A 26937-nucleotide genomic window follows, 5' to 3' on the forward strand; every position below is an offset into this window, starting at 1 on the left:
GTTCATTCTGATTAAAAGTCAAGGAATTCCTATCCGAATTTACCGAATATCTAAAAATCCTTTTAACACACCAATTGTTTCTGGTGCTTGCAGTCTTGCACATACGTACGGAAATTCCATACTACCTTCAAACATCATTTGAGATGTAAGTGGTGCTCCCGCCCAAAAGATTTCATCATCGATTACGATAAACGGGAATGCTTTATTTTGTCTTTGTAACTTTAGATTTTTCAATGGAACTGGTCCATCACTATACACTGTTATTTGCGCATTTGTACGCATTAACGCTTGCCATACTCGCTTATCCACTTGTTTTGTACTTGGAAGTGAAATAATAATTTTTCGTTTTGCGGCTAAAATATCTTTCAATAACCCTTTCGGCTCTTCAAGATTCATTTCCATAAACCAGCGTAAACGTTTCGAGATTTTTCGCTCCCACAATTGTCTTGATGTCGTGCGATCATACACATCTCCGTGACGTTCTATATGAGCTGTTAATTGCGATAACGCTTGTTTTCTCGAAAGATTTTTACGCATGTAGTGGCAATCTGATAATTGAATGAACTTCCCTCTCGCTCTCGTTACTGCTACATTGACGAGGCGATGGTTTTTATGATCAAAGAATAACACGCCAGGGCGTTCTTGCGGATAACTATCTACCGTATCAAAGATCATCATATCTCTTTCAGACCCTTGAAACTTATGAACTGTCGCCGCTAAAACTGGTATGTTTTGATATTTCGTTCTCTGCAACATTTCTCTAATGCACGTTGATAAAAAGCGGGACTGTGCCCTGTAAGGCGTAACTACACCGATAGATTGAACACCATCTAACAATCCAATTAACATCATTTGCATCGCTACTAAACCAGACATAATATTAAAACGAGAACCGGAAGCAGCGTCTTTTAAAGAAAAGGCTCCCATTAAGCTCGTATCAAATAAAACACTCGCCTCATTTGCGAACGGTTGCAGTTTCGCAAGTTCTTTACGCTCTGAAACAGATGGATGATCGTACACTCTATTTTTATAAATAAATGAATTCGTAAACTTCGATATATCCGTATGCATACGTCTTTGCTCCTGCAGCATAAAAAGGTTCGGATGTGCTTCTGATTTATTTACAGAATCAACAATCCCTGCATGATAAAACATATCTTCACCGAGCCATTTTCGAACGAGTTCATGGTTCGCCATCGCAATCGGAGGTAACTGTAAAAAGTCACCACAAACGACAATACGTTTCCCAAGTGAAGCAGCTAATGCGATTTGCGGAACATAAGCCATACTTACTTCATCTACGACAACTAAATCAAATGTACGCTCATAAATAAGGGAATCAATTGCACATTTCGATAAAGTCGCACCGATTACTTTCGCATTTTCAATGTATTCTTTTTCTACTTCTTTAATTTTCGCTTTTTGCTTTCGAAGATTACTTTCAATCTCTTGTATACGCTTCTTATCAGCAGAAGTCGCTTTATATGATAAAATCTTTTCACGAAGATCTTGTCGTGTCTCTTCTAAATAGAGTCTTTCTTCTCCCCAAGATCCATTCGTCGTTTCAACTAACTTCGATGCAAGTAACGTTTCATGATTTCGTATATGCTCATGTTGACTATAACCGTAACGAACAATTTCGCCAGGTGTCCATTTCTTTTTCTTTTCAATTTGCTTCGTTACTTCACTCATTAATACGTCAACTGCCGCATTACTATGAGCTAACACAAGTACCGATTTTCCTTTTTGATAATGAGCCGAAATAATACGTGATAAATTGTACGACTTCCCTGTTCCAGGCGGTCCCCACACATACGTTGTCGGATTGTAAAATGAACGATACGCCAATTCATTTTTCGTATTTTTCATCTTTTCAATATGTTTCGGACTGCTCGTCCCATCAACAAGACGCTTTATACGATTACGTTTTAGCTTATCTTTATGAGCTTCTTTCAATCTCTCTTGCAGTTGTTCTAACAGTTGCCACGGTTCACTGTATAAAACCGCTTCTCGTATTTCACCTTGTATATAATCGTTTAATTTCAGTTCTATTTCTAATCCATGTACAGATAATACTTCTCCTGTCGCTTCCTCACCATCGAACTCAATTCGAATTGGTGAACCTTCAGGTAAGCTTACTTCCGAAATAAGTTGAAATACGTATACTGTACTTTCATAATCTGTATATAAAAAACGACCGTTCATGATAGAAATTTTACTACCACCTATCGTTTTCCAATGTTTAATTTCATACGCTAATGCATAATGCCACTCTTTCATCGTTGCCGATAATGAAGGAGTTTGAGTAGGTGTATTCATCGTATAATCTCCTTCCTTCTCCCCAAACATACTTTCTCACTATACCATATAACACGCTAAAATTTGTAAGGTTTTTATCTTGCTTATTTTCTTAATTTTCAATAATATATTGTATATAATTTTCAGAAAGAAGGAAGGAATCTACATGCCAGTTAGAAGAATCGAACACGTTGGACTTATGGTTACAAACTTAGAAACATCTATCTCATTTTATGAAGAAGTAGTCGGCTTACAACTCATTAAACGTATGGGACATCCAAATCCAGACTTAAAACTCGCTTTTTTAGGTGTGGAAGAATCGAAAGAAACGATACTTGAACTAATTGAAGGTTACAACTCTTCCCTTCCGGCAGAAGGAAAAGTACATCACATTTGCTTTAAAGTGGATTCATTAGAGGATGAAATCGAAAGACTACAGAAACACAAAATAACCTTCCTACTAGGAGAAGAAATTGAAAAATTACCAGATGGAACACGTTACATATTCTTCGCTGGTCCTGACGGAGAGTGGATTGAGTTTTTTGAGACGGAGAGATAAAGTAAACCTTTATTTTGCGGGATAGAAAAAGAGCCGGAATTCCGGCCCTTGTTTTTACAAGTGCATATCCAGTAACAATAAAACATACCTCCAACCTGAGAATTCACCAAGATTAAAAACACAATCCTTTTGTTAGGAGTAGAGAATGATTAATACAATCTATATTATTATTTTTTGGATACTTATTCTATTTCCAATCCTGTATGTAATTAAGATACAGCGCTGGAATATAAAAGTGGCTGCCGTATTTGTTGGAAGGATCCTATTAAGTATTATCTTTTTCATAAATGGAATGGTGTTAGGAATGCAGCGAAATTGGTCAGAGCCTCCCTATGAAACAGAATGGGATTTCTTTATAAAATCTTTATTAAACGGGAAAACTGATGCACTTATACACTTGGTACTTCTAATTATTATCATTACTTTGGATCTTGTCATCACATTTTATTATATTAATAAAAAGAAATAGGGTGTTCTCTCCTATTTCTTTTCTTAATGTTATAAAAATCTTTCAAATAGCTCTAACTTGCACAATGCTTCCCGTTAATATAATACGCTGATTCTGTGAAAACCGTAAATACAACCTCTACTTCTGGAAGTCCAAAATCCATTACATATGTAGTAATGGCCTTGGCAAATCGATCACGAATTTCCTGTCCACGCTCGAACCATTTCACTTCAATAAGAGGAAACGCTTCTATTTCTTCTCCATTGAATACAAACGTAGAACTTGGTAGTTCCAAGGTGAAATTATCCGTACCACACTCACAGATATCTGCGAGCTCTTCTACTAATGGCTTGCTTATGCTTTTTAATTGTTCAATAGTAATTCCACGAAACACAACATGCGGCATGTGAATCCCTCCGTTAGATAGCTTTATATTTGCTCACATCATAACACAATTTATTTTGCTGCACTAACATCTATTGGTACATTTCAATGACATTCTTAAGAATGATCATATGTTATTGAAGCAATACATGTATTGTAACCTGAAAAATAATAAAGGGGTATTGTCACATCGATATCAAACTATCAAAAAGAGATGACCCTAAATTAAAAAACACGCTATTCTTTCTGTAGCATCAATTCAAAAAAGAAGGGATTCCCCCCTTCTTTTTTGAATTCCGTGTCCCTCATTATTTACTATAACCGCGATTCAGTTTAGTTAACTTTTCATTGATGTGAAAAATTCTTACTCTAATATCTTTAACACCAGATGCTTGAAGTCTATTTTTGTGCATTTCCGCGTATTTTTCAGCATCTTGTTTTTCTTCAAATACATAGATGCCTCCAGCTTCTTTCGTTTCTTGATTCTCCGTCCATATTTTCGAATGGAATCCTTCTTCTTCATTAATACTTTTTGCTAAATCCAAAAATGCTTTTTCCATTTCTTCACCAAAAGGACCTTCAAACGGAAAATCAACTTGTAGTAAATATGCCATTTTCACTCACTCCTATGTTCAATATTTTCACAACCTCTTTTATAAAATAATTAAAAAATGATAGCAACTTGAACGCATACAGTTTAACGGCTTTAGGTTATGTTTAAAAAAACAGCCATTCCTTAGTGAAACGGCTGTTTTCGTAATTCAATAAAAGCTCCCAGATTGCGGTAGATATTTTTAAATATTATTTTGTTTTTTTGACTTGATTATAATAAAAGATGGACTTCGCGATTCGTTTATTAAATCTGGCATTTTCTCTATCCCTGCCAAAGTTGATTGCGGCTCGATTATTTTATCCAGCGAAAGCCCGTGTTCAATTAAAGTATTTATTAATGTGGCAACAGTTCTATGATAAATAACCACACTATCGTCAACAAACCAGTTGTGTACTCTCATTCCTTCTTCTTGATAATTATCTAATGCCCAGTGTGATTTATTACCATCTTCAGTTTTTATCCAATGGTTGCTTCCTTTGCGAGCTGTTGCTATTGGGTGTTCGGTTGAAAAGATAAATTCACCACCGCTTTTTAATAATTCATTAATCTTTTGAATCATTGCCGAGTAATCTTCAATATAATGTATAGAGAGGGAACTTATAATCAGGTCGAACTTTTGATTGGCTAGTCCCATATCCTCCATAGGAAGACACATAAATTCTATGTTATCATCCTGATTTAACTTTTTAGCACGTTCAATCATATTTTTGGATATGTCTACACCTATTACGTTTTTTGCACCATTTTCTATACAATACTTTGAAAAATGACCATCACCGCAACCCAAGTCTAGTACCGATTTTCCTTTCAAACACAGAATTAATGATTTGATTGCTGGCTGTTCTATGAAGTCATTAGCACTTATTCCACTTTCACGCAACGCTGTGTAGTTTTTGAAGAAATTCGGATTATCGTAAACATTTTGTCTCACTTACATCACTCCTCTGATAAGGTTTTCATAGATTAAGCTGACTTCTGTTTCCAAATTACCATACTAACCATAAAAATTTTGTCATCCTTTTATTCATGTTGTGTATATAAAGCATAAAGATTGTTGGATTTTGAATCAACATATACGTCCCTTTTATTTAAAAATAAAAAAAACCCATATTCAATGAAAAATACAGGGTTTTTATGAAGCAGTTTATTTCGTTTACAGTTATACTTAGTCGAAAGAAGTTCGTGAATTAAATATTACTTATCTAATTAAGACGAATTTAGATTCCGGCCCAAACATCTTTTCCATATCGCCCTTCTTCTTGCACACGATCCAGCCAATTCCTTGCTTCTTGTTCACTGACTTCATGAATTTCTTGATATGCTTGACAAAGGGTGTCTTCTACGTCAGGAGCCATTTTACTTCCATCACCACATATATAAAGATGCGCTCCATTATCTAATAACGAAATTAAATTGATTCTATCTTGTTTTATTAAATGCTGTACATATGTTTTAGGATATCCTTCTAGGCGAGAAAAAGCTGTGTGTAAAGAGATTAATCCATCTCTTTCATCATTTTCTAGTTCTGTACGATAGAGATAATCCTTTTCAGGATGACGACAACCAAAATATAGATGTGCTTGTCCTAAGTTAATACCTTTTTGCTTTTGAACACGACGCGCTTGCAAGAATCCACGGAATGGTGCAATTCCAGTACCTGGTCCAACCATGATAATTGGTGTTTCTGGATTTTCAGGTAATTGAAAGTTTGATTGTGGCGTTCGAATGAAACAGATAATCTCATCTTTATTATGACGCTGAGCTAAATAATTAGAAGCGACTCCTTCATATGTCCCTACCCCACTCCATGCAGGTGCATTAACAACACCAACCGTAATGCTCAGACGATCCTGTGCAACGAGTGGAGAGCTTGAAATAGAATAGTAACGCGGTTTGAGCGCAGGAAGAAGTTCTAAAAAGCGTTCAAATCGGAGTTCACAAGCCTCATACTTTTCAAGAAGATCCAACATTGACATACGTTTCTTTAATATTTGTTCATGATAAACTCCCTCTTCCAATAATGATTCCAATTCCTTTTTATGAGGAGGGCATGCTGTGAATGTCACCATTTCTCGTATTTGTGCTCGAGTGGCTGCTTCTTGAACTTCTACACTATAACTAAGAAGGTCAAATAAACTAACAGGACTGTCTAAAGGTATGTGATTTACACTTCGTCCACTTGCACTCAGTATGACTTGATCCTTCCCATTTAATCCAAAGCGTTTTAAAATTCGGTTGACATTTTTCTCACTATTAATTGGCAGCACCCCAAGGTGGTCACCTTCTTGATACGTAGCGCCTTCTGGCAAGGATATCTCAATATGTCGCGTGCTTCTTTCACTGCTAGATGATTGAAGTTCACGATTTTCTAGTATAGATGCATAAACTGCTTCATATGTTCGCGCAAGAGGAGATCCTCCAAGACGACTAACAAATTGTAAACTTAATGTACTGCGTTCTTTCTCAATGTTTTTGTTAAGTTCCAATCCAAATGCCTTCATCGCATCAGACCACATACTTTGTTTCCATTGCTCGAGCTGTTCCTCGAAATCACCACTTGCATCTGCTTCTCCACGTGTCGAAAATCTTGTTGCTCCTTTTTGAGCCATTTGCTCATCAATGTATCTTGGAATTCGCTGATAAGTACTAGCCCAATTATGATCTCCACAACCAAAAACTGCGTATTGAACACCTTTTAGCTCATCCGATTTTAATTCCTCCAACCATTGCACAAACTGCCCTGCATTACTTGGTGGTTTTCCATTATAAGAAGAAGTTACAATAAGAACCGCCCCTTCTTTTGGCAGACTTCCAATTCCATCGTTAAGTGCTACCACTTCTGTTTGAACACCTTCTAAACTAGCTGTATCTGCTAGTTCTCTTGCAATACCTTCTGCTACCCCTGTATCCGATCCATACAGAACAAGAAGCGAAAGATTATCGGCTCCAATAATAGAAGGAGTCTTCTGAACTTGCTGTTCGATTTCATCGTTTTTCAGTTTCTCCTCTATAGGCGCAAGAACAGTAGTATGGCTAATAGTTTGATTTCGGGGTAGAATCCTAATTTTAAAATCACCAGGCTTTAGCGTTAATGTTTGTTTTACGTCCAGCTGATAGTCTTGATAATCGATGAATTCAAAATGTTGAAGAAGCATTCCCATTACGAGTGTGGCTTCATGAAGTGCAAACTGCATACCGATACATGCTCGTTGACCATTTCCAAATGGCTTATAAGCATGATGAGGAACCTTATCCAGCTCTTCAAATCGTTCAGGTTGGAATTCTTCCACATTGTCTCCCCACGCGTCTTTATCCCTATGTAGCTGTGGAATAAGAACAGAAATACGATCTTCTCCTTTCTTAATTGGATATTTCCCACCAATCACTGTATCCTCTTTTGCATAGAGACTGAATGCTGGAGCAGTAGGCCATAGACGTAGCGATTCATTTAAAATCATCCGGATATACTTTAATTTCATAACTTGTTGGTATGTTGGAGTGGGATCTGTTAAAACCCGATCTACTTCTTCATAGGCTTTTTTCAATTTATCTGGATTCTTTAATAAAAAATAGATTGCAAAAGATAATAATCCACTTGTTGTTTCATGCCCAGCTATTAAAAAAGTGATAATTTGGAAACGAATATTTTCATCATCTAATTTTTCACCAGTTTCCGGATCCTGCACATTTAACATACGGGAAAGTAAATCATTTTCTTCCTGATTTCCACTACTTTTACGTTCAGCAATAATATTATCTACTAAAGAAAACATAGATTGAATATCATGCTGAAATTGACGTTTCGTTCTCCACATGAGTTTATCTTCTATATCCAGCCGCTGTAATTGGTGCATCGCCTCATCTAGAGCACGGCTCATGCTAGTAATAAAAGGATGAGGGGTCTCACGATAATAGCTATTAAATCGATAATTAAAACCACATAGACCAATTGTATCCAATGTAAGGCGAGTCATATCCTCCGGAACATCTACGTTTTCATTCGGATTAAGCCGTGCCCATTTTTGAACGAGTTGTACAGCAATATCGACCATCATAGCATGATAACCTTTCATTGCTCGTTGGCTGAATGTAGGCATCAAAATATTATGAGCTTTTTTCCAGTTAGGCTCGTGAGTCTCGCTTGTAAATAATCCGTCTCCAGCAAAGGCGCGAACTTTCGCTAAAGCACCCTCTATACTTTTATCAAATCTTGTTTCGTCACAGACTTCTGCTACCAGTTCATGTCCAGAAACGACAATAATGGTATCACTTAAAGTTTGAATTCGAAAAATGGGACCATACTCTTCCGCTATCTTGATAAAGGATAGGGTCGGTTTATCTTTATCGATTAATGGGAGATTCCCCAGCAATCCATATGTTTTCGGTTGAGGAATGGCAGATACTTTTTTATCCATTAAAAACACCCTTTCAAAAAAGCATGAAATAAAATATCCCATTCAATAAAAAGAAGATAGCAATGAATCGCCTGGGATAAAGATATGTAATTGATTACCTTATTTTATCTTTTCCCGAACTATTCACGATTATGATATTGCTTATAAGGTTGGTAATCTAAGTTGTTTGTTGATATTAGATTTATAACTTGCAGAGAAAATACTAAATTAAAATGAAGCGTATTATTATAATGTTTATCACAAATTGAGAGCTAAAGATTGTAGTATTGGGAAAACCAGTAGTTCCTAATGTCAATTCAAACAAATACGATAAGCAAGTATACTGTGTTACTAATGAAAAAGGATCTGATATGAATATCAGATCCTTTTTACTATATATAATTATTTCACTGGTCCTTTTCCAAATTTAAATACCAGCGCCTTAGCAGCAGAAATTTGCATTTCTTCATAGTCTAACTAAACAGTAAAAAAACTTGTAGGAATCATGATCTAGAGTCTTATTTTTCCCTACCGATTTAACCTCTCGACAGCTTCCGCGCTTGTATCTACACGTTTAACGAAAAAAACTAATAGTAGTGCAACAACATTCATGCCAAGCGCTACATAGAATGAATATTGAATTCCGGATAATAAAGCCTTCTGAGTTAACATTGCCTTCGTAGCCTCTGTGAAGGTTGTAGGATCTACATCAACCATTAGACTTTCAGCTTTTGTTTTTGTTACAGAATTCATAATCGTAACAAGAATAGCAGTACCAATCGAACCGGACACTTGTTGAGCTGTATTATTAACAGCTGTACCGTGCGGATTTAAGCGAGTTGGTAATTGATTAAGTCCGTTTGTCATAAGTGGCATCATCACCATCGCCATCCCAAACATCCGCAATGTGTAAATAAGAATAATATGTGTGTGACTAGATTCGATTTGCAGGTTTGCCAGCATATAAGTTGAAACAGCTGTAATGGAAAGTCCTACTATACCAAGAATCCGAGGGCCATATTTATCAAATAGTTTACCTGTAATGGGTGACATAACCCCCATTATTACCGCACCTGGGAGCATCATCAGCCCAGAGCTCAGTGGAGAAATACCACGGACGTTTTGTACATAAGCTGGTGTTAAAATCATACCCGAAAACATGGCCACTGCGTTAACAATTGCAATTACAGACGCAAGTGCAAACATTGGGTACTTGTAAACACGTAAATCCAATAACGGTTCATTCATTTTTAATTGGCGGACAATGAAAGCAATTAGGGCAATAGCGCCTATGATTAAGGTTGTTAAAACAATTTTATTCGTCCAACCGTCGGAGCTTGCAGAACTGAATCCATATAACAAACCGCCAAAACCGACAGAAGATAATAGTAATGAGAGATAATCAAGTTTTGCATTTTTATTTTGTCTCATGACGTTCTCAGATTTCCAAATCCCTAACAGTAAACTAATGATTGCTAACGGTAAAATCATTTCAAAAAGCAAACGCCAGTCATAATACTCTACAATATAACCTGATAGTGTCGGTCCAATTGCTGGAGCTGTAATCATAACTAATCCAAAAATCCCCATTGCGGTTCCCCTTTTTTCTCTTGGAAAGCTTACTAGCATAATATTCATTAACAAAGGCCCCATGACTGAAGAACCTGCTGCTTGAACCATCCGGCCAGTAAGTAATAAACTAAAGTTCGGTGCTAAAGCCGCTAAGGCCGTACCAAAAATAAAAATCACCATAGATGTAATAAATAAGCTCCTATTGGAGAAGCGGGTTATTAAAAATGCTGATGCCGGAATTAATATACCACTTACAAGCATATACCCTGTAGAAAGCCACTGGATCGTTGAATAATCTTTAATGTCTAAATCTTTCATTATTGATGGCAAAGCTACATTTAAAAGCGAGTTATTTAGAAATGAAACAAATGCCCCAATAAAAAGGATTACAAGCATTAAATATGGTGGTTTTCTTTTATGTAATGTTTCACTCATATATTTATTTGCCCCTTCATTATAAATTCCATTGATTAGTTTAAATCGTTTGTATATCTGCATAAGAATATATTGTCCTTGCAGTATTTTGCCAAACTCTTCGAATGGATATTCTCTTTTTAGCAATTCTATTTGCTCGACATAACATTTTAAAATCTTTTTTATTGATTAAACCTTTATAAACATTTAAATAAGATTTTGAATGAATATTTAAACACGTTTGTTAACCGAAATTAAATTAGGCTGAAATAAACAAAAGGAGCAACTGAAAATACCCTTCTAAAATAAAGTGAAACTTTACTCAGTGGGACTTTTACAGGCAGTCCCCCCCCTCAAACTTCTTTGCTTTCGCTGAATTTTGAGGGGGCGGTGTCTTACTACCCACAAATAGCGGGATAAATCAACAAGACCACTCACCCATTCTTTTAAATACGGGCTTGTAAATCTAGTTATGTAACCATCCATAAAAAGGAATATTACATAGGCTAAGTCTAACATTACATTTTTAAAGTGAGGGGAATAAGCTTATGCACCAATATTGGTATTTGAATTCAAATGGAAACGGGGAGCAATATAATAACCAAATTTCAATGTCATCATTACATTCACAACCTCAAATAACTAAAGCTCAGGGAATGGATGGTCTGAAGGTTCCTGAGAATTTGAGTTGTCGAGTCTATCCATTTGGTTGGGATTCACCAGCCAATTATACGGGTTTCACTCCCGAGCCCCCTCCCTTCCCTTTAGGTCAGCCAATCCATTATGCAGGGATGATGCCCCAAGGACATCCTGGTAATTGGGCTCCATTACCAGGCCATGCAGGTTTTAATTTTCAAAAACCTCCCATCCCCTGGCCCCAACCATTCAATCATACAGGGATGTTCGCACAGGGTCATATTGCCGCTTTACTATCACCGCCAGCCAAAGCTTTTAATTTTAATACCAATAATAACTGGGGTGTTTTTGGAAATTCTCCAGGATGGGGAGGACAGATAAATCCCATGGGATGGGGGAATAACGGGCAGCCAGGAATGCTTGGAAACTTACTGACAGCAGGAAAAGGCACCATGAATGGAATCGGAATGCTTAGTAGTCTAATCGGTATGGGAAAATTCTTCTTTTAGTTAATTAGAACGGGAGGATAGGTCCATAGCTCAAACATGCCCCCTCAATGTATTTATTGTATAGGTTCCAGTACTCCCTCCAAGTTCGTTTGCTAGTCAAGCGAACTTAATTAATAAAATACAAGGGAAAACCTTCATCTTATGTATGAAAGGATCTTTCAATTAAAGATCCTTTTATATTGCTCATTTAACTAAATAAATTGGTTAATTGCATAACGCTCTTCTAACTTTCCTTGCGAAACTTAGCGGATCATCAACGTCTTCGATATTAACGTAAATTAAATTCGGCTCATCACATAACCACTCATTGTGTATAGACGAAACGATTATTCCTTGTTTAATAATTGTAGCAACAAATTCAGTAACTTCTTTTTGTAAGAGCGCTATCCGCCCTAGACATAATGCCCGTCCAGTTTTATTATCTCTTGATTCGAATGAGAAGGAAGTTGTTACTCTAAAACGTTTTCCTAAGATAGTTGCTTGTATTTCATCCCGATTTATTGTTGCCACGCATTTTCCACCGGCGAATCCTTCTTGGCCACCGATAATTCTTGCAAACTGTTGACAAATTAATTCATCATTAAACGCCATACCTTGAATCATCCCCCTTTTACTGTTAGGTTATGAATGAATACATACGTCTGAAACGGTAATGAATCTATTCTATTACAAAAAAGATGATAGCAATCTAACGAAATCTATTAGCTTGATTACTTGAATTAACTCGGCTATTATATGTTAAAACATTTTTAAAGAGCATAAAAAAGACACCCTAAGGTGCCAGCCTCCAACTTGAGAATCGTATCTATGTATGGAGAAATTTAGAAAAGACAAATACTAAAGATAAGGTTCTAACTATAATTTATAGAGCTCTTATGCCATTAATTAATTACATTGTTCATCATAAGAAGAATCCCGTTATATTACTTTCTGACCAGTCTCGTTAAAGCCATCCCAATAAATCCAGCGCCCATTCCTATTAGCCATCCAGCATGAGTATCGCCTAATATAGATCCCACTCCTCCGCCAAGAAACATGCAGCCAACAAATACTAATCCTCCAATTCCCCAATTCGTCCGTTCCATAATTCAATCACACCCTTTCAATAAAACATATGCTTTTAGCTATCTAAACTTTCTTGCATAGGATGGTTAATTTTTTTGCTTAGGTTTAGCACTTTCAGGGATATCTGCTTTCAAATCGGATGCTTAGTACTCTATTTTATAATCAAAAACATTGTTTATGGTGTTAACACCACATGTCTATAAATCTAATAGAAAAGGTTTCCTCAAAACGAAAAATTAGAGGCTTTTATAGCAATGAAATTCATTTTTCTTTATTTAGCTAGCCGGTAGTTTAGTTTAATAAGTCCAAATGATAAGATAGAAGAAATAATGATGAATATAGGGGCGATTCAAAATGGATAACTGGAGAAATAACACAATTTGGTTTGAACAAATACCAGATGATCTTCAGGCTTGCTTAAACTTAAAAGAAGATAAATTTAATGAGATGCAGCTTGAAAATATTGAGTATTTAACTTTTTGGTATCATAAAAAAAATAAGCTTGGCAACTTTTTGGGTATGCCAGAAAATCTCCTCTATTTAGAATTAAACTGGTCCAATATACACGATTTCCTTGGGGTAGAAAAAATGAATAAATTAAAGCGTTTAGAATTACATTATTGTACTAAATTACAAAATGATTTTGGTTTGTCTGGATTAGCCGATACGCTAGAATATTTACATATTAATCAATCAAAGAAATTTGTACCAAATGAAGAATTATTCTCTCTGAAGAATCTTCGGGTTCTGTGCCTTAATTCTTGCGGTAATCTTGAGAATTTGAATTTTTTAAATCATTTCCCTAATCTAATTGACTTTAGATTTGTTGATACTAATGTGTTAGATGGTGACTTATCACCAATTTTAGAACATCCAACAATCCGAAGTGTAGGCTTTCTGAATAAGAGACATTACAATATTAAAGATGATAAGATGGATGCTTTTTTAAAGGATAAAAATGGTGGAGGAGAATTTAAAACCGTTATCAATTATGGCGAATATGAGACTTTTAGATATATTTATTAACTCAATTGTTCTTAAACTAACGGAGTGCTAATGTTAAATAAGTAGCATTTTTTACTTCCGCTAACGAGAATTATTTAAATAAGCTGTCCATATGGGCAGCTTATTGGATTTTTTCAAATACGCGATATTTTATTTGTCGATAATTTTTTAATCTTCATTATTGATTTCTATTGTACCTGTTCTAGCACTAACCTTTAAAATATTTAATAGATTCTCAGGTGTCTTGATTTCCACTTCATATTCAAATTTAGATTGAGCTAAGTTGTCATCTTCTAATTCGAATTCTTTTTTCACATTAATAATTTCTCCATTTGTATGAGCTAAAGAAATTTCACGAACTTGTTTCTCTGTATAGTTTTCATTCTTTTTCGCATAATTGTAGCCCATACCATAATATCCACCAACAATAGCAATACCACTTACTAAAATAGCAATTACACTTATAATTATTTTCTTTTTATGTTTTAACATTTCCATCCACTCCTTAATAATTAATCATTTATTCCAAATCTTGCTTCAAGTACATTTTCTGCTTGCTCTAATTGATCTTCAAGTATATCTTGTTCTCTTTCTTGTATTTGATATTGTTCAACAGTTATCGTTCCAGCGTGAAAATCTGCTTCTAGCTGATCATCAGATAGATCTATCTTGTCATCTAATTGGTCAATTTCTTTTTTTGCTGCTAAGTACGTATTTAAGTTATCTTCTTTTGCTCCAACTGGTTTCGTATTATTTGCCTTTTCTACAATAGATGTGACTTCGTTTTTGAAATCTTGTGTTTGCTTAGTATCATTCATAGCAGGCCCTGTTTTGTGTGGTTCTTGTTGTAGTTGCGTACCTTCTTTTTGTGATGTATCGTTTTCTACTTTCAGTTGTTGTATTTCTGTATCGTTATCAGCTTGAGTAGAACAAGCTGTTAAGAATAAACAAGACATTGCTCCAATCATCATCCATTTTCCCATTATGTTCTCCTCCCTTTACATGTGCACCTTATCCATGTCCTTATATTACTGAACAAACATTAAAGGAAGATTAATGCGCAAAAAAATAAAATGATATAATTAAATAGTTTCTAATCTTTCTTTAATGTTTCGGAATTATAGTGATACATATAAATAAGAAGAAAAGGAGAATGTTAATGCGAGTTCTTATTGTCGAAGATGAAAAAGACTTACAAAATATATTGGTAAAACGATTAAATGCAGAATATTATAGTGTCGATGGATGTGGGAATGGAGAAGATGCTTTGGATTATATAAGCATGGCTACCTACGATTTGATTGTGCTTGACATTATGATTCCCGGAATAGATGGTTTACAAGTATTACAAAGATTACGTGCGGACAATAATACAACTCCTGTCTTGCTTCTTACAGCTAAAGATACAATTGATGATCGCGTAACAGGACTCGACTTAGGTGCGGACGATTATTTAGTAAAGCCCTTTGCTTTTGATGAGCTGTTAGCAAGAATTCGAGTGTTGATGCGAAGAAAAACAGGAAATACATCTAATGTGTTTGAAATCGCTGACCTAGTGGTGGATTGCAATATGCATAAAGTAACAAGAGGAGATCAAGTTATCAATCTTTCCAGTAAAGAATTTGCTATTTTAGAATATATGATTCGTAATAAAGACGTTGTGTTGACACGAGATAAAATTGAGCAACATGTGTGGAATTACGACTATGAAGGTGGCTCGAATATTATTGATGTTTACGTCCGCTATCTTCGCAAAAAAATTGATAGCCAGTTTGAAACGAAGTTAATTCATACAGTACGAGGAACTGGTTACGTATTGCGAGTAGAATCATGAAAAGACTATCAATAAAAATGAGAGTGACCCTATGGTATACGGGGCTAGTTGTAATTATTATGGCACTCGTGTTAGCTTTTATTTTAACTTCGTCAGATAAAGTTTTGCTTTTTAATATGAAAAATCAATTGAAGAGCACAGTAAAAGAAAGCATTGAAGATATCGAATATAAGCATGGACAGTTAAAGATTGACGATGAATTTGAGGCCTTAGAAGATGGAGTAAATATCATCATTTATAGTAAACAAGGTGAGCTGATGGCAGGACATAATCCAACAACCTTTAATAAAAAGGTATCGCTTAAATCCGATGAAATACAAACCATTAAAGACGGTAATAAGGAATGGATAGTATATGATTTTCTCCATAATGTAGGCGGCGATGAGCAAGTCTGGGTTCGTGGCATAATGACCATGAATCAATTATCATCGACCATGAATACGCTTATTGTGGTAACACTCATCTCATTTCCATTACTTATTCTCATTGCGGCAGTGGGAGGATATTTTATTACGCAAAGAGCGTTTCGACCTGTGCAACAAATGAGTGATTCAGCCAGTGAAATTGGTGATGGTAAAGACCTTTCGAAGAGAATTAATTTACAAGGTTCATCGAAAGACGAAATGTATCATTTAGCACAAACCTTTGACAAAATGTTTGAGCGATTGGAGACATCATTCGAAAGTGAAAAACAATTTACATCTGACGCATCTCATGAATTAAGAACACCAACATCTGTTATTATTTCGCAATGCGAATACGCTTTATCGCAGAGGAATAATCCGAAAGAAATGGAAGAATCGTTAGAAGTAATTTTAAGGCAATCGCGTAAAATGTCCGCGTTAATCTCGCAACTCTTATTATTAGCACGAGTTGACCAAGAAAAGCATAATACTTTTCAATTTGAATGTATCAATATGAGTGAATTAACGGAAATCGTTGTAGAAGAGCTTTCATTAATGGTTCAAGAAGCTTCGATTAATATAACAACACATATAGAGGAAGACCTGTTTATTAAAGCAGATCAAACATTGATGATGCGTTTATTAATGAATTTACTAACGAATGCGATTGCTTATAGCAAAGCGAACGGCACTGTGAATATGCAACTGTTCCGGGATGAAACCAACATAATAGGTAAAGTCTCCGATAATGGCATAGGCATCAGCGAGCAGCATATTGTGAAAATATGGGACCGCTTCTATCGAGTTGACGCAGCACGAACATCTTCAAACAATGGAAACACAGGTTTAGGATTGTCGATGGTAAAATGGATTATAGAACTACACGGAGGAGAAATTACCGTTGAAAGTGAATTAGGAGAAGGCAGTACTTTTACATTTAAACTACCAATTGAAAACCGAGCATAATGTATGCTCGGTTTTAGCTTTAGAATACAGATTGATTAAAAAGCTCTCTTCAGTCCTTATTTAAAAGTAAATACAAAAACTCCATTTTGAAAAAAAGCGATCAAAATGGAGTTACTCTTTTTAGCTATATATGAGATTTTATAAAACCATCTACTTAAATCTATTTTCCAAGTATACCATTCAACAATCTGAAATATTCTAATCAACATAGATCATGACTTTAATCAGCTCCCAACAAACTTCTGTACCCACCTAAATTTTGAGCTGGGAGTTTTACTTTCCACAAATAGTAAGAGGCTAAATATATAATGAAGCCCCAGAAATCCAAAGGTCTCTGGGGCTTCATTATATATTTAGCTCTTTTTGCTTTTTGTTTTGTTTATGTCTATGCAGCAATTTTCGACTTATGAGAGAAATCAGTAATAAGATCAGTATTAGTATGAAAAGTTGCATAAATGATAAATCAAAATATTTAGCACCTGTAACTATTAAAAGTGTAGAAATCGTACCTTTTACAATGAAAAAAATAATAATCCATAATCCGCCTTTTTTCCAGTTCATTTTTATTTTACCCTTTCCTACGTTTTAATTCTTAAATGGGACACCTTAATAGAAATCTATTATATTAATAAAAAAGTAAACTTTTTCACAAAAATCATGTCCAATTACATGTGACGACTTCATAATAAATGAAAATGATATTCAGTGTCAATTTTATTGACTATTTGAATATCTATTTATCATCTCAATCTCTTTCTACTTCGTTTCTTATAGGCAATGAACTCTTGTTTTCAAACAAAAACACCTCCATTGAATTTGCACACTAAATATGCGAATTCAAGAGGTGTTTTTTCATGTACCATCAGATAAGATTTCCTACTTTATTTATTTTTTGATACGTAGCTATTTTCTAGTACACAATAACTGGATCATTAGTGTTCAAACTATCATATACAGTTTTTGCAACATTAGGAAGAAGGTTTACACACCCGCCTGATCCCCCTGTTAAATAAGCATTATTTGCCCAGTCTTTTCGCCAGCCTGCATCATGGAATCCTTGGCCACTATTTGTGAATGGAACCCAGTAATCTACTTTAACTGCATAATCAGCTTTACCTACTGCGCTGCCTTTCAGCGTGTATGGTGTTCGTTTATATAGAACGTACCACACACCTGGTGATGTATCTTCACTCGTGCTATGTTTACCAGTTACTACATTTGTTGTGACGACTAATTTCCCATCTTTATAAATCCAAATTTGTTGATCTGCAATTGAAACTTCCGCATACGTGTCTCCGATGCCATTATTCGATGTTGTTTCATAACCGATACCTTCCTTCTCCCAACCATTTCCATGGATATTAGAAGCAGATAGCGATTTTTCACCCTTTTCAAAAGCTTGTTGAACTTGTTTTGTTTCTTTTTCAACATCTAGTGCCCAGCCGTAGCCTTGTCCTTTTACTGATATGACCGAACCGGAATGGGTTTTAAAGCTGAAATTTTTATTTAATGTTGATTTAGCATTATTAATTTCAGCAATCTTATTCTTAATGTCGCTCGCATCGATTGTAACTTTCATATCCTTTGACATAGAGGCATTTTGAATTAAATCTTTCGCTTTTAAAGGATACACTTCATTCTGCACTTTATATTCAACTGACTGCCCAAGAAGATTCTGTAGTGCTTTCTCCTCTTTTTTAACAATCGGATCGTCTTCTTTAATAGGCTGTATGTATGTAGACTTCAGATGAATTTCACTTTTATACTTCTGCTTGTCGTAATCTTTCAGTAGACTAGTAACGTCATACTGTTTTCCATCAACGCTCTTCGAAATAACAACTTTTCCTTGTTCCAGCTTCGCCATAGCATCTTGAGGCGCTTGTAGTTTTTCATTCATAGAGATGAGCTTTTCTTCTACAAGTTTTTTCATCGTTTCACTACGATACTGATCCGCCTTTTCCGGTAGCACTGAATATTTTTTTTCCTTTGAGGAAGGGAAAAATGTCCACTGGCTTTTTAATAGTTTCTTAACTTGAGGCAAATCTTTTTCCGTAAGTTCCGTTTTTGTATCTTTTTCATCTAAAATTTGTTGTTGATCAACATAGACTTTGTTTTCTAGTCCAGATGTTTTTAATTTCTGTATTGCCTGATCAGCGTTCAGACCACCGACTTTTGTGTCATTAATCGTAACATTTGAATTGAAGTGAGTTGCCTGATAATAACTCATTCCTCCAATGAGAAGTACAATTACACCAACACCCGCTGCAATAAGCTTCCAATTTGTAAAACGTTTGCTTGATCTTACTCGTTTTCTCTCAACTTCTTCAACTGATTCATTTATTGGATTATTGTTCATCAATCTTTCCCCCGTATACATTAACGTCAATCGATTTTAAACTAAAACCATTGACTAGTGTACCTTATTTTTCCTAAAATTTCATTATTTTTAAAAAGATTTTATCGCATTTAATTGATTAAATTTAGACTTTTTAATAGAAAGACACACTGAATAATCCCTTACAAGTAGTGAATCATTACAAAAAATCTGAAAAAGTTAAGTACTATTTTATTTCCCTTTGGTTCGGTTATCATTTCACTTAAAATACAAATATAATCCGTAACCTAAAAAAATTATTAATATTATAGAAATAATGAGTATTGTGTATATGACCCCTCTTAATGTTGTACTCATATAATCACCCCTCTCACGCTTCAATAATTCCATTATATAACAAATAATTCGTTGGAAGTTTAAAACATGTTTTAAACCTAAATTAAGCGAAGTAAGGGACGCCATTTGACTCCCCTTACTTCGCCTTTAAAGAACAATGAGTGAATCGCTTACTCAACCAGCTTATTAAGTAACCTTTCACTATTTTTTACACAATTGTAATTATAGTGTTTTTTGACATTTGATCATTATAAATTTAAATGGAGGTTTACTTGCCATATTTTTATGTGGCTCCACAATTTCCGTAGTTTCCATCAGTCCATATTTTCCAAAGTCTTGTTGTACCGAGTCAACATCATAAAAATACATTTTTACCCCTTCCATTATCTCGAAGTAGTCTTTACCAAGTTGTTTCCCCTTCCCAAACATTGGGGCATCTTTAGAAATAGTAGTAAAAATCATATATCCGTTTGGTTTTAACTGACTATAACAATCTTTAATAAACTTCTCTCTCTCATCCTTATTCAACAAATGAATAAGTGCATAACAAAATATACCGTCATACAGTTTGTTATCAAAAGGCATATCCGTAACTGAACCGTGGAAGAAATTAGCATTGAGTTCATTTGCCCTCGCCAATTCAATCGCCGTTTTTGAAATTTCAATACCTGTTACATGTATTCCGTTATCAATAAAAACCTTCGCATTTCTACCGTACCCAATACCAGGAATCAATATATCCTTCACTTTCTTTTCAAGGAAAATGTCCTTCGTCAAAATTGCGGAATCTGAAGGTTCAAATCCCCACATCATTTGATTTTCTATAAAACTTGCTTCCCAAAATTCTGTCATACATCAATCTCCTATATATATATATCGTTATTCACCATTGAATGTTGAAAAATCATCGCATATTCACGAAATTGTATCAAATTTCAACATTAATTTAAAACAAAAAGCATTGGATATCCAATGCTTTTTCACACTTACGCAAACAGAGATGTATTCGCATATAAAGCTGGTGAACCACCTGAATGTACGAATAAAATGTTGTCCTCTTTATTAAATTTACCTTTTCTAATTAAATCGATTAGTCCCGCTACTGCTTTACCTGTATAAACTGGGTCAAGTAAAATACCTTCAGTTTTCGCAAGTAACTGTACTGCTTCAACCATTTCTGGTGTTGGTAAAGCGTATCCTGGTCCTACATATTCATCAAAGCATGTAACTGCTTCGCGTGAAATAGAGTTTGGGATACCAACGTGAGCTGAAGTTTCATCTACAAGTTTTGCTACTTTCTCTTCTTGCTCCGCTTTTCCTCTACTTACATTTATTCCGATTACAGGAATTTTGCTTTGCGTTCCGGAAAAGCCAGTAATTAAACCAGCATGCATACCAGCGCTACCACTTACACAAACAACTGAACTGAAATCAATTCCTTGCTCAAATGACTGAGCCATAATTTCTTGCGCACAAGCAATGTATCCCATTGCACCAGTAGGATTTGATCCACCAACTGGTATTACATATGGTGTATTACCTTTTTCACTAACTTCTTTCGCTACTTTATGCATCTCTTCCATAAGATCTGCTCCGTTTGGCACAACAATTACGTTTTCAGCACCTAATAAATGATATAAGAAATAGTTTCCGTTAAAGTCTGGCTTTTCTTCTGGCTCAAGCCCTTCTTCTAACACAAGAATACATTTCATTTTTTCTTTTACCGCAGCTGCAAGTGTTAGACGGCAATGGTTTGACTGAATACCACCAGCTGTAATTAACGTATCTGCACCCTTTTCCTGTGCATCCGCAACTAGAAACTCTAACTTTCTCGTCTTATTACCGCCAGCTGTTAAACCAAGTAAATCATCTCGTTTAAAATAAATAGTTGGCCCACCAAGTGCTTCAGAAAAATTGTTTAATTTTTCAATTGGTGTATATGATTCTGTATATTTTTTTCTCGGAAATTTAGCTAAATTCATCAATAACGCTCCTTTTATACTCTTTCACAGTAAATGTAACCATACTATTATTACATGGAAAAATGATGAAGTCACCTTTCTGGATTAAAAATGTAGGGAATTTCGTTTCGGTGCATGAAATTGCATTAACGATTTTAACTTCAATACGGTACATGAAATTTATATCAGCGATTCTCAAATTATATCGACCGATACTTAAAATATATCGACTTGCCGATAAAAAACGACAAAATAAAAAGAGCCCACTCATTAAGAAGTAGGCCCTTACCAATCACTTATTTACCGAAAAACGAAGAAGCTGCGTTAATCCTGGCTCTAAATTCATTTCGCCTTTATGGCGTACGTATACAATTTTGTTCCCATCAAATTTTGGAGGATTCGCTTTATTGTACGTGTACCACTCATTCGTTCCTTCTACATTGTACTCCATATACTCTGTTGCACCAACGATTACGTTTTTACTATCATCAGCCGTTACATCTGGTGCCATTTGTGCAATTTTTGCATCACTAATTAATAAGTTCTTTATACCTTTATCACGTTTATAATCGTAAGCCGTTACGACAACATCGTTACCATATGCTTTCACTTGCAACCCTTGTTTAAAAGAAGATCCATCCGGAGCATGAATCTCGCCGCCATTTGGACCAGCTGACCTCCATCCTGTTTCAATGCCGCCCGTATTTACAACTGTAAATCCTTTTTCATCTCCGCCTGCAATTTTCTTTTTACCAGCCCAGTCTGGTAAATTTAAATCCCAGTGCGTATGGCTCGTGAAAAAGACAACTTGCGGGTAATCTTTTAATATATCGTACAATTTATCCACGTTTAAATAGTCATTTAAATACGGTGATTGTCTTGAACCAGATACAGAATCAGGTAAAACGTGGTGAGAAAAAATAAAAATCGGCTTATTTTTATCTTTTTGACTGTAGTCTTCTAAATTTTGTTTCAGCCAACCTAATTGTTCCTCACTTAAGTACACTTGATCTGACATTTTTGAATCATGGTACCTCATATATTTTTCTGTCCCTAAAAATAATAGTGGATAACCATCTAATTCTTTTTTATGGTACACCTTTTCTTGTCCGCTAAATTTCAAATATCGATTAAATAGCGTATCTTCTGCTACACCGTTTGGCCATGTACTTTGAGATAACTTTCCATCAGCTGTCCATTTCCCAGCGTAAAACTCATGGTTCCCAATAGCCGACCATACATTTTCCGGATGCTTGTTTTGGTTTAACACACGCTTCACATCATCATATTGTGATTGCTGTCCTTTTGACGTTATATCCCCATTCATAATAAGTGCTCTAGATAGCGGCGTCACTTTGTTCATATCTTTTAATACGTGATCAAAATCCGATAAATCCCCTTGAATGTCACTAATAACATTAAACATCGTCGCTGTTTTTCGTGCTTGTGCTTGTTCTTTTCCCTCAGCATTCATCGAAAACGTTGGTAATAACACTGCCATAACGGCTAACGAAGCAACTACCTTTTTCATACAATTTCTCCCCCTAATAATAAAATGTATAAACTGACATGTTCTGCTTTCTCTTAGATGCTTGCCCAATTCAAATTATAAGGAGGGATTGTAAAGATAGATGACGTTAAAAATTAATTGTTTTTTAAGAGATTTTGTCGTTTTTACACTCCTCATGGAGCTATCTTTTCAGTTAACCTACTAATATTAAATGAATGTATAGTTACGCGATAAATCGCTTCGTTTAATATGTTGTATTTTAATCTACTTTACACACTCTCAATAAAGCACTTTACCCCTTCAAATTTTCTTCATTTAATCTGAACAGCTCTTGTAAAATAAAACGTCCATCTTTTCTTATCAGTACGTCATCGAACCAAATTTCACCCCCGCCATACTCTGGCCTTTGAATGTTTACTAAATCCCAATGTATCGCTGATTTATTCCCATTATCTGCACCTTGTAACGAATCTCCAATTGCTACATGATAACTACCATTTATTTTTTCATCGAATAACGTATTATTCATTGGGTGTAATATGTAAGGATTAAAAGCTAGTGCAAATTCTCCAATATATCTTGCTCCCTCATCCGTATCAAGAATTCGATTCATTCGCTCTGTATCATTTGCATATGCCTCTATTATTTTCCCTTGTCTGACATGTAACTTTATATTTTGAAACGCATAACCTTGTTGAACAGATACTGTGTTAAACGTTATTACTCCATTTACTGAATTTTTAACAGGTGCTGTATACACTTCACCATCAGGTATATCATCCGTTCCATCTCCTTTTAAAACGCCAATTCCTTCAATTGAAAAATTCAAATCCGTACCTTCTCCAATAATCCTAACTTGCTTTGTCTTTTCCATTAATTCTTTTAATGGCTCCATTGCTTTCGACATTTTATTGTAATCTAACGTACATACATCATAATAAAATTTTTCATAAGCCTCAGTGCTCATATTCGCTTCTTGCGCAGACCCCGCATTCGGAATTCGAGTTGTCACCCATCTTGTTTTATACACTGCTTCACTATGAGCTTTTCCAAATATCTTTTGATATAACTTCATTTTTCCTGCTGGCACATCTGCTAATTCATATGCATTTCTAGGGCTACGGAGATTAATATATACTTGCATCTTACTTAAGCGGTAACATTCCCAATCTGCAAATAACTTAAATTGTTCTTCAGATCCTGATAGAATCAATTGCCTTGTAACAGAAACATCACGCATTGATACATGTGCGTATCCCCCTGCTTTTTCCACAAACTTAATAATTTCACGAACTACTGCGGGATCTATTTCAGTAACACTTTGAATCAATACTTGATCATCGGGCTGCACTTTAGTTGAATGATTGACTAGTACATCCGCTAACTTCGATAGTTCTCGCTTCATGAGACTCTTCACCCCTTTTTCATCCAAACAATAGATACACAATAAACAATTAGAAATAAAATATATTAATTCCAAACAGCCGGAATCACCGCTACACCAAAATAAAAAGTTCCTGGTAACAACCAAATGCTACAAGCAATCATAAAATCCTTTTTCCTTGCAACTGCCGCAATTACTGCTAAAAAAGAAGGAAGCAAAAACATGAAAAATACAGTGATATATAGTTCCTTATTAAGTGTTTGATTGCTGTAAGGGTTAAAATATAGAAAAACAATTGAAAGGATAAAAATGCTTACAGCCGCCACTACCCCTATATAAACATTGATTTTTTTTCATAATCCCCTACTTCCAATAGCAATTTTTTGTACTGAACGTATCTTTTGAGTTCAAAGGTTAGCTGAAACTTGTTGAAGAAAGTGTACCGCTGAATGGAGTACGACTAAGCCATACACATAAAGGAATTAATTCTTGTGCTTGATATTTACTTTTTCGTTGAACGAATCCTGTTTTTTAGCCAGGTGCTCCGCATCCCATTCACTTAAATAAGATGCGTATTCTAATTCATCTGGATTATCATGTAACATAGAAATAAACTCTAATTTATTCCCATCACAATCCAGAAAGTATACACTTGCAGCTGGCATCCACCTTTGGACAATTGGCTCTTGATTTCCTTTCCCTTGGCTTCCCACCACTTCTATTCCACGATTCTCTAACCACAATTTAGAAGACTTTAGAAATTCTAAATCTACACCAAAAGCAAAGTGTTTTATCTCAAAATCTTCAATATTATGTACTTCCCATAATCCAAGCATTTGCTTTTTACTTTCTCCTACCCAAAAGAAGGCCACCTTTCTTTTGGATAGTTTTCTTGCTAATGCTAACCCCAACTTATTTTGATAGAAATCTATCGCCTTTTCTAAATCTCTTACATGTAAATGTGTTTCATATATGTTCTGTATCATTCTGCTTATTCCTTTCTTTATTAGTTAAGTAGTTACTGTAATTCTAAATCTGAAGTATGTATAATCATTGTAATTTATCTCCATATCCAATATACCTATTTACTATTCTATCGAAATTGAAATATGATAAATCCAACTGAGGTAGTAAATTCAAATAAAAATTCTACTACTTTTGCAGGAGAAATCTCCAATACATTCAGATGAAATCATACTAAAATAATAAAAAAGCGCTATTCTTTTAGTAAGAATAGCGCTTTTGACTCTTGGAGTTAGTTAATATTTTTCAGTAAATAGGTATGTGCAATTACCCCATCACTATCAAGCTAAGTTCATACACCGTCAATTATAGTAAAGGTTGTTTCTTTTTTAAAGGCTATGTGTAAGGAATTTAACCCTCCCCCAGGAATCAAAAAATTTTTGAGGGGATGCCTACGTAATATAACATATTTACAATTACGTTGCGTTTAGGTTTAAAATGCGTATCTTTTTCATCTATATTTCAACTACCATATTTAAGTTTATAAGAGTTATGCTTTTTAAATAAAAGTAATTACTTGTTTTATAAACTCGTAACCAAAATAACCACTAAATCCGAATAGTACTATTGCGGCAAATATAGATACCCCTTTAATAAAGGTTGGATTTAGAAACCGTCTAGTAAAATGAACAAAGCTTAATAAGACCATATCATGCATAAAGATACCTAATAAAATACCTACAGCTATTAATATAAATGTTGATGTACTTGCACTACCTAATGAAGAAACTAGAACCGGCCCAAAGACCCCTATCCAAAAGACAATATTAGCCGGTGATATAGCAATCATAAAACCAGATAAATAAGCTGTTAATAAAGATTTATTAGGATCTTCTCCCTCTATGTTAACTTCTGACTTTGCTTCTTTAATACTTTCTATTCCAATAAACATTAAAAACCCAAAACCTAGTAACCACATAACTGCTTCTACCCACGGATTGGTTAATACACTAGAGAACCCTAGATAAATCAGAACTATTAAAGATAAATCTACAGTCATTCCTCCTATACCTACAAACCAACCATGTACGAAACCATTTCTCATTCCTTGTTTAGTCATTTGGACAGTCATAGCACCTGCAGGTATTGATAAAGATAAGCCTAACAATATATATGTAAAGAGTGTTACAATCATAAAAATTCTCCTATTTTAATCAATTATTATTCTTTTTATTAAATTATGCATGAAAAGGGCACTTACCTTTGATCGATTCATTACCATCTGTTATTACAGATTATTTCCATTCTCTTTTATCTGGAGCAGTCACCCAATTAGATGACCACTCT

General features: G+C 35.0%; 26 protein-coding genes. 6 read left to right on the forward strand and 20 right to left on the reverse strand.

All coding sequences use genetic code 11. The features are described from left to right. Window positions 1-39 precede the first annotated feature (39 nt). Window positions 40-2349: an AAA domain-containing protein gene (locus ABH957_RS04375; RefSeq protein WP_404453167.1), complete on the reverse strand. Its 2310-nt coding sequence runs from the start codon at window positions 2347-2349 to the stop codon at window positions 40-42. Window positions 2350-2464: 115 nt separating this feature from the next. Here ABH957_RS04375 and ABH957_RS04380 point away from each other — a divergent pair, with 115 nt between their 5' ends. Then, window positions 2465-2857, forward strand: a complete 393-nt coding sequence (locus tag ABH957_RS04380; protein ID WP_404449206.1) for a VOC family protein — start codon at window positions 2465-2467, stop codon at window positions 2855-2857. A 145-nt stretch (window positions 2858-3002) separates the two neighbouring features. Next, window positions 3003-3326: a hypothetical protein gene (locus ABH957_RS04385; RefSeq protein WP_404449208.1), complete on the forward strand. Its 324-nt coding sequence runs from the start codon at window positions 3003-3005 to the stop codon at window positions 3324-3326. A gap of 52 nt (window positions 3327-3378) precedes the next feature. Here the strand turns inward: ABH957_RS04385 and ABH957_RS04390 are convergent, their stop codons facing one another. The 5 genes from ABH957_RS04390 to ABH957_RS04410 all read right to left on the reverse strand — a co-directional run bounded on the left by ABH957_RS04390 (window position 3379) and on the right by ABH957_RS04410 (window position 10703). Beyond that, a complete protein-coding gene (locus ABH957_RS04390; protein WP_002142404.1) occupies window positions 3379-3711 on the reverse strand; it encodes a DUF1904 family protein in 333 nt (110 codons plus the stop codon). A gap of 286 nt (window positions 3712-3997) precedes the next feature. Further along, the gene (locus ABH957_RS04395; RefSeq protein ID WP_149190667.1) at window positions 3998-4303 is read right to left on the reverse strand and encodes a monooxygenase; all 306 of its coding nucleotides are present in this window, start codon (window positions 4301-4303) and stop codon (window positions 3998-4000) included. Window positions 4304-4483: 180 nt separating this feature from the next. Then, complete coding sequence (locus ABH957_RS04400; protein ID WP_404453164.1) at window positions 4484-5233, reverse strand: class I SAM-dependent methyltransferase; 750 nt, start codon at window positions 5231-5233, stop codon at window positions 4484-4486. A 286-nt stretch (window positions 5234-5519) separates the two neighbouring features. Continuing rightward, window positions 5520-8717 (reverse strand): bifunctional P-450/NADPH--P450 reductase, encoded by a 3198-nt coding sequence (cypD, locus tag ABH957_RS04405; RefSeq protein ID WP_404453162.1) that lies wholly within the window; start codon window positions 8715-8717, stop codon window positions 5520-5522. A gap of 507 nt (window positions 8718-9224) precedes the next feature. Then, window positions 9225-10703: a DHA2 family efflux MFS transporter permease subunit gene (locus ABH957_RS04410; protein ID WP_404449214.1), complete on the reverse strand. Its 1479-nt coding sequence runs from the start codon at window positions 10701-10703 to the stop codon at window positions 9225-9227. 527 nt (window positions 10704-11230) lie between these two features. On the opposite strand from ABH957_RS04410, the gene ABH957_RS04415 reads away from it, so the two are divergent. Beyond that, the gene (locus ABH957_RS04415) at window positions 11231-11827 is read left to right on the forward strand and encodes a hypothetical protein (protein ID WP_404453159.1); all 597 of its coding nucleotides are present in this window, start codon (window positions 11231-11233) and stop codon (window positions 11825-11827) included. Between the two features lie 204 nt (window positions 11828-12031). On the opposite strand, the gene ABH957_RS04420 is transcribed toward ABH957_RS04415, so the two are convergent. Together ABH957_RS04420 and ABH957_RS04425 are read right to left on the reverse strand one after the other, a co-directional pair. Further along, window positions 12032-12430, reverse strand: coding sequence for a DUF1259 domain-containing protein (locus tag ABH957_RS04420; protein ID WP_404453156.1), 399 nt, complete (start codon window positions 12428-12430; stop codon window positions 12032-12034). 320 nt (window positions 12431-12750) lie between these two features. Continuing rightward, entirely contained in the window at window positions 12751-12912 is a 162-nt protein-coding gene (locus tag ABH957_RS04425; RefSeq protein ID WP_002190108.1) for a hypothetical protein, read from the reverse strand. Window positions 12913-13246: 334 nt separating this feature from the next. On the opposite strand from ABH957_RS04425, the gene ABH957_RS04430 reads away from it, so the two are divergent. Next, window positions 13247-13918, forward strand: coding sequence for a hypothetical protein (locus tag ABH957_RS04430; protein WP_061674497.1), 672 nt, complete (start codon window positions 13247-13249; stop codon window positions 13916-13918). Between the two features lie 147 nt (window positions 13919-14065). Here the strand turns inward: ABH957_RS04430 and ABH957_RS04435 are convergent, their stop codons facing one another. Next, on the reverse strand, window positions 14066-14389 hold the full coding sequence (locus ABH957_RS04435; protein ID WP_002161193.1) for a PepSY domain-containing protein: 324 nt from the start codon (window positions 14387-14389) through the stop codon (window positions 14066-14068). A 20-nt stretch (window positions 14390-14409) separates the two neighbouring features. Next, a complete protein-coding gene (locus ABH957_RS04440) occupies window positions 14410-14880 on the reverse strand; it encodes a hypothetical protein (RefSeq protein ID WP_002128054.1) in 471 nt (156 codons plus the stop codon). 176 nt (window positions 14881-15056) lie between these two features. Between ABH957_RS04440 and ABH957_RS04445 the strand changes: the two genes are divergently transcribed. After that, complete coding sequence (locus ABH957_RS04445; protein WP_219303061.1) at window positions 15057-15731, forward strand: response regulator transcription factor; 675 nt, start codon at window positions 15057-15059, stop codon at window positions 15729-15731. Next, window positions 15728-17101 carry a sensor histidine kinase gene (locus ABH957_RS04450; protein WP_404453154.1) on the forward strand — a complete coding sequence of 458 codons (1374 nt, stop codon included), beginning with the start codon at window positions 15728-15730 and terminating at the stop codon, window positions 17099-17101. Before ABH957_RS04445 ends, ABH957_RS04450 begins: the two co-directional genes overlap by 4 nt. 345 nt (window positions 17102-17446) lie before the next feature. Here ABH957_RS04450 and ABH957_RS04455 read toward each other — a convergent pair whose 3' ends face one another. The 10 genes from ABH957_RS04455 to ABH957_RS04500 form a co-directional block, all read right to left on the reverse strand. Then, window positions 17447-17662 carry a hypothetical protein gene (locus ABH957_RS04455; RefSeq protein WP_193665134.1) on the reverse strand — a complete coding sequence of 72 codons (216 nt, stop codon included), beginning with the start codon at window positions 17660-17662 and terminating at the stop codon, window positions 17447-17449. Between the two features lie 349 nt (window positions 17663-18011). Beyond that, the gene (locus tag ABH957_RS04460; RefSeq protein WP_133116657.1) at window positions 18012-19457 is read right to left on the reverse strand and encodes a L,D-transpeptidase family protein; all 1446 of its coding nucleotides are present in this window, start codon (window positions 19455-19457) and stop codon (window positions 18012-18014) included. Window positions 19458-19994: 537 nt separating this feature from the next. Further along, entirely contained in the window at window positions 19995-20624 is a 630-nt protein-coding gene (locus ABH957_RS04465) for a class I SAM-dependent methyltransferase (protein ID WP_404453151.1), read from the reverse strand. A gap of 134 nt (window positions 20625-20758) precedes the next feature. Beyond that, the gene (gene cuyA / locus ABH957_RS04470; protein ID WP_001046600.1) at window positions 20759-21754 is read right to left on the reverse strand and encodes a D-cysteate sulfo-lyase; all 996 of its coding nucleotides are present in this window, start codon (window positions 21752-21754) and stop codon (window positions 20759-20761) included. Then, window positions 21741-22004, reverse strand: coding sequence for a hypothetical protein (locus ABH957_RS04475; RefSeq protein ID WP_113709891.1), 264 nt, complete (start codon window positions 22002-22004; stop codon window positions 21741-21743). Before ABH957_RS04475 ends, cuyA begins: the two co-directional genes overlap by 14 nt. Before the next feature lie 21 nt (window positions 22005-22025). Next, complete coding sequence (locus tag ABH957_RS04480) at window positions 22026-23264, reverse strand: DUF4073 domain-containing protein (protein WP_404453147.1); 1239 nt, start codon at window positions 23262-23264, stop codon at window positions 22026-22028. A 271-nt stretch (window positions 23265-23535) separates the two neighbouring features. Further along, window positions 23536-24648, reverse strand: coding sequence for an aminopeptidase (locus ABH957_RS04485; RefSeq protein WP_404490827.1), 1113 nt, complete (start codon window positions 24646-24648; stop codon window positions 23536-23538). A 65-nt stretch (window positions 24649-24713) separates the two neighbouring features. Continuing rightward, window positions 24714-24953: a hypothetical protein gene (locus ABH957_RS04490; RefSeq protein ID WP_404453142.1), complete on the reverse strand. Its 240-nt coding sequence runs from the start codon at window positions 24951-24953 to the stop codon at window positions 24714-24716. Between the two features lie 156 nt (window positions 24954-25109). Further along, the gene (locus ABH957_RS04495) at window positions 25110-25613 is read right to left on the reverse strand and encodes a VOC family protein (RefSeq protein WP_404453139.1); all 504 of its coding nucleotides are present in this window, start codon (window positions 25611-25613) and stop codon (window positions 25110-25112) included. 536 nt (window positions 25614-26149) lie between these two features. Continuing rightward, complete coding sequence (locus tag ABH957_RS04500; protein WP_404453136.1) at window positions 26150-26785, reverse strand: LysE family translocator; 636 nt, start codon at window positions 26783-26785, stop codon at window positions 26150-26152. Window positions 26786-26937 lie beyond the last annotated feature (152 nt).

It is taken from the genome of Bacillus sp. RC242 (assembly GCF_044908245.1).
Lineage (GTDB): Bacteria > Bacillota > Bacilli > Bacillales > Bacillaceae_G > Bacillus_A > Bacillus_A mycoides.

What these genes read in the sequence shown, in the direction of transcription:
- ABH957_RS04375 (WP_404453167.1), bottom strand. Translation starts at nt 2,349, where the DNA reads ATGTTTGGGGAGAAGGAAGGAGATTATACGATGAATACACCTACTCAA.
- ABH957_RS04380 (WP_404449206.1), top strand. Translation starts at nt 2,465, where the DNA reads ATGCCAGTTAGAAGAATCGAACACGTTGGACTTATGGTTACAAACTTA.
- ABH957_RS04385 (WP_404449208.1), top strand. Translation starts at nt 3,003, where the DNA reads ATGATTAATACAATCTATATTATTATTTTTTGGATACTTATTCTATTT.
- ABH957_RS04390 (WP_002142404.1), bottom strand. Translation starts at nt 3,711, where the DNA reads ATGCCGCATGTTGTGTTTCGTGGAATTACTATTGAACAATTAAAAAGC.
- ABH957_RS04395 (WP_149190667.1), bottom strand. Translation starts at nt 4,303, where the DNA reads ATGGCATATTTACTACAAGTTGATTTTCCGTTTGAAGGTCCTTTTGGT.
- cypD (WP_404453162.1), bottom strand. Translation starts at nt 8,717, where the DNA reads ATGGATAAAAAAGTATCTGCCATTCCTCAACCGAAAACATATGGATTG.
- ABH957_RS04410 (WP_404449214.1), bottom strand. Translation starts at nt 10,703, where the DNA reads ATGAGTGAAACATTACATAAAAGAAAACCACCATATTTAATGCTTGTA.
- ABH957_RS04415 (WP_404453159.1), top strand. Translation starts at nt 11,231, where the DNA reads ATGCACCAATATTGGTATTTGAATTCAAATGGAAACGGGGAGCAATAT.
- ABH957_RS04420 (WP_404453156.1), bottom strand. Translation starts at nt 12,430, where the DNA reads ATGATTCAAGGTATGGCGTTTAATGATGAATTAATTTGTCAACAGTTT.
- ABH957_RS04425 (WP_002190108.1), bottom strand. Translation starts at nt 12,912, where the DNA reads ATGGAACGGACGAATTGGGGAATTGGAGGATTAGTATTTGTTGGCTGC.
- ABH957_RS04430 (WP_061674497.1), top strand. Translation starts at nt 13,247, where the DNA reads ATGGATAACTGGAGAAATAACACAATTTGGTTTGAACAAATACCAGAT.
- ABH957_RS04435 (WP_002161193.1), bottom strand. Translation starts at nt 14,389, where the DNA reads ATGTTAAAACATAAAAAGAAAATAATTATAAGTGTAATTGCTATTTTA.
- ABH957_RS04440 (WP_002128054.1), bottom strand. Translation starts at nt 14,880, where the DNA reads ATGGGAAAATGGATGATGATTGGAGCAATGTCTTGTTTATTCTTAACA.
- ABH957_RS04445 (WP_219303061.1), top strand. Translation starts at nt 15,057, where the DNA reads ATGCGAGTTCTTATTGTCGAAGATGAAAAAGACTTACAAAATATATTG.
- ABH957_RS04450 (WP_404453154.1), top strand. Translation starts at nt 15,728, where the DNA reads ATGAAAAGACTATCAATAAAAATGAGAGTGACCCTATGGTATACGGGG.
- ABH957_RS04455 (WP_193665134.1), bottom strand. Translation starts at nt 17,662, where the DNA reads ATGAACTGGAAAAAAGGCGGATTATGGATTATTATTTTTTTCATTGTA.
- ABH957_RS04460 (WP_133116657.1), bottom strand. Translation starts at nt 19,457, where the DNA reads ATGAACAATAATCCAATAAATGAATCAGTTGAAGAAGTTGAGAGAAAA.
- ABH957_RS04465 (WP_404453151.1), bottom strand. Translation starts at nt 20,624, where the DNA reads ATGACAGAATTTTGGGAAGCAAGTTTTATAGAAAATCAAATGATGTGG.
- cuyA (WP_001046600.1), bottom strand. Translation starts at nt 21,754, where the DNA reads ATGAATTTAGCTAAATTTCCGAGAAAAAAATATACAGAATCATATACA.
- ABH957_RS04475 (WP_113709891.1), bottom strand. Translation starts at nt 22,004, where the DNA reads ATGAGTGGGCTCTTTTTATTTTGTCGTTTTTTATCGGCAAGTCGATAT.
- ABH957_RS04480 (WP_404453147.1), bottom strand. Translation starts at nt 23,264, where the DNA reads ATGAAAAAGGTAGTTGCTTCGTTAGCCGTTATGGCAGTGTTATTACCA.
- ABH957_RS04485 (WP_404490827.1), bottom strand. Translation starts at nt 24,648, where the DNA reads ATGAAGCGAGAACTATCGAAGTTAGCGGATGTACTAGTCAATCATTCA.
- ABH957_RS04495 (WP_404453139.1), bottom strand. Translation starts at nt 25,613, where the DNA reads ATGATACAGAACATATATGAAACACATTTACATGTAAGAGATTTAGAA.
- ABH957_RS04500 (WP_404453136.1), bottom strand. Translation starts at nt 26,785, where the DNA reads ATGATTGTAACACTCTTTACATATATATTGTTAGGCTTATCTTTATCA.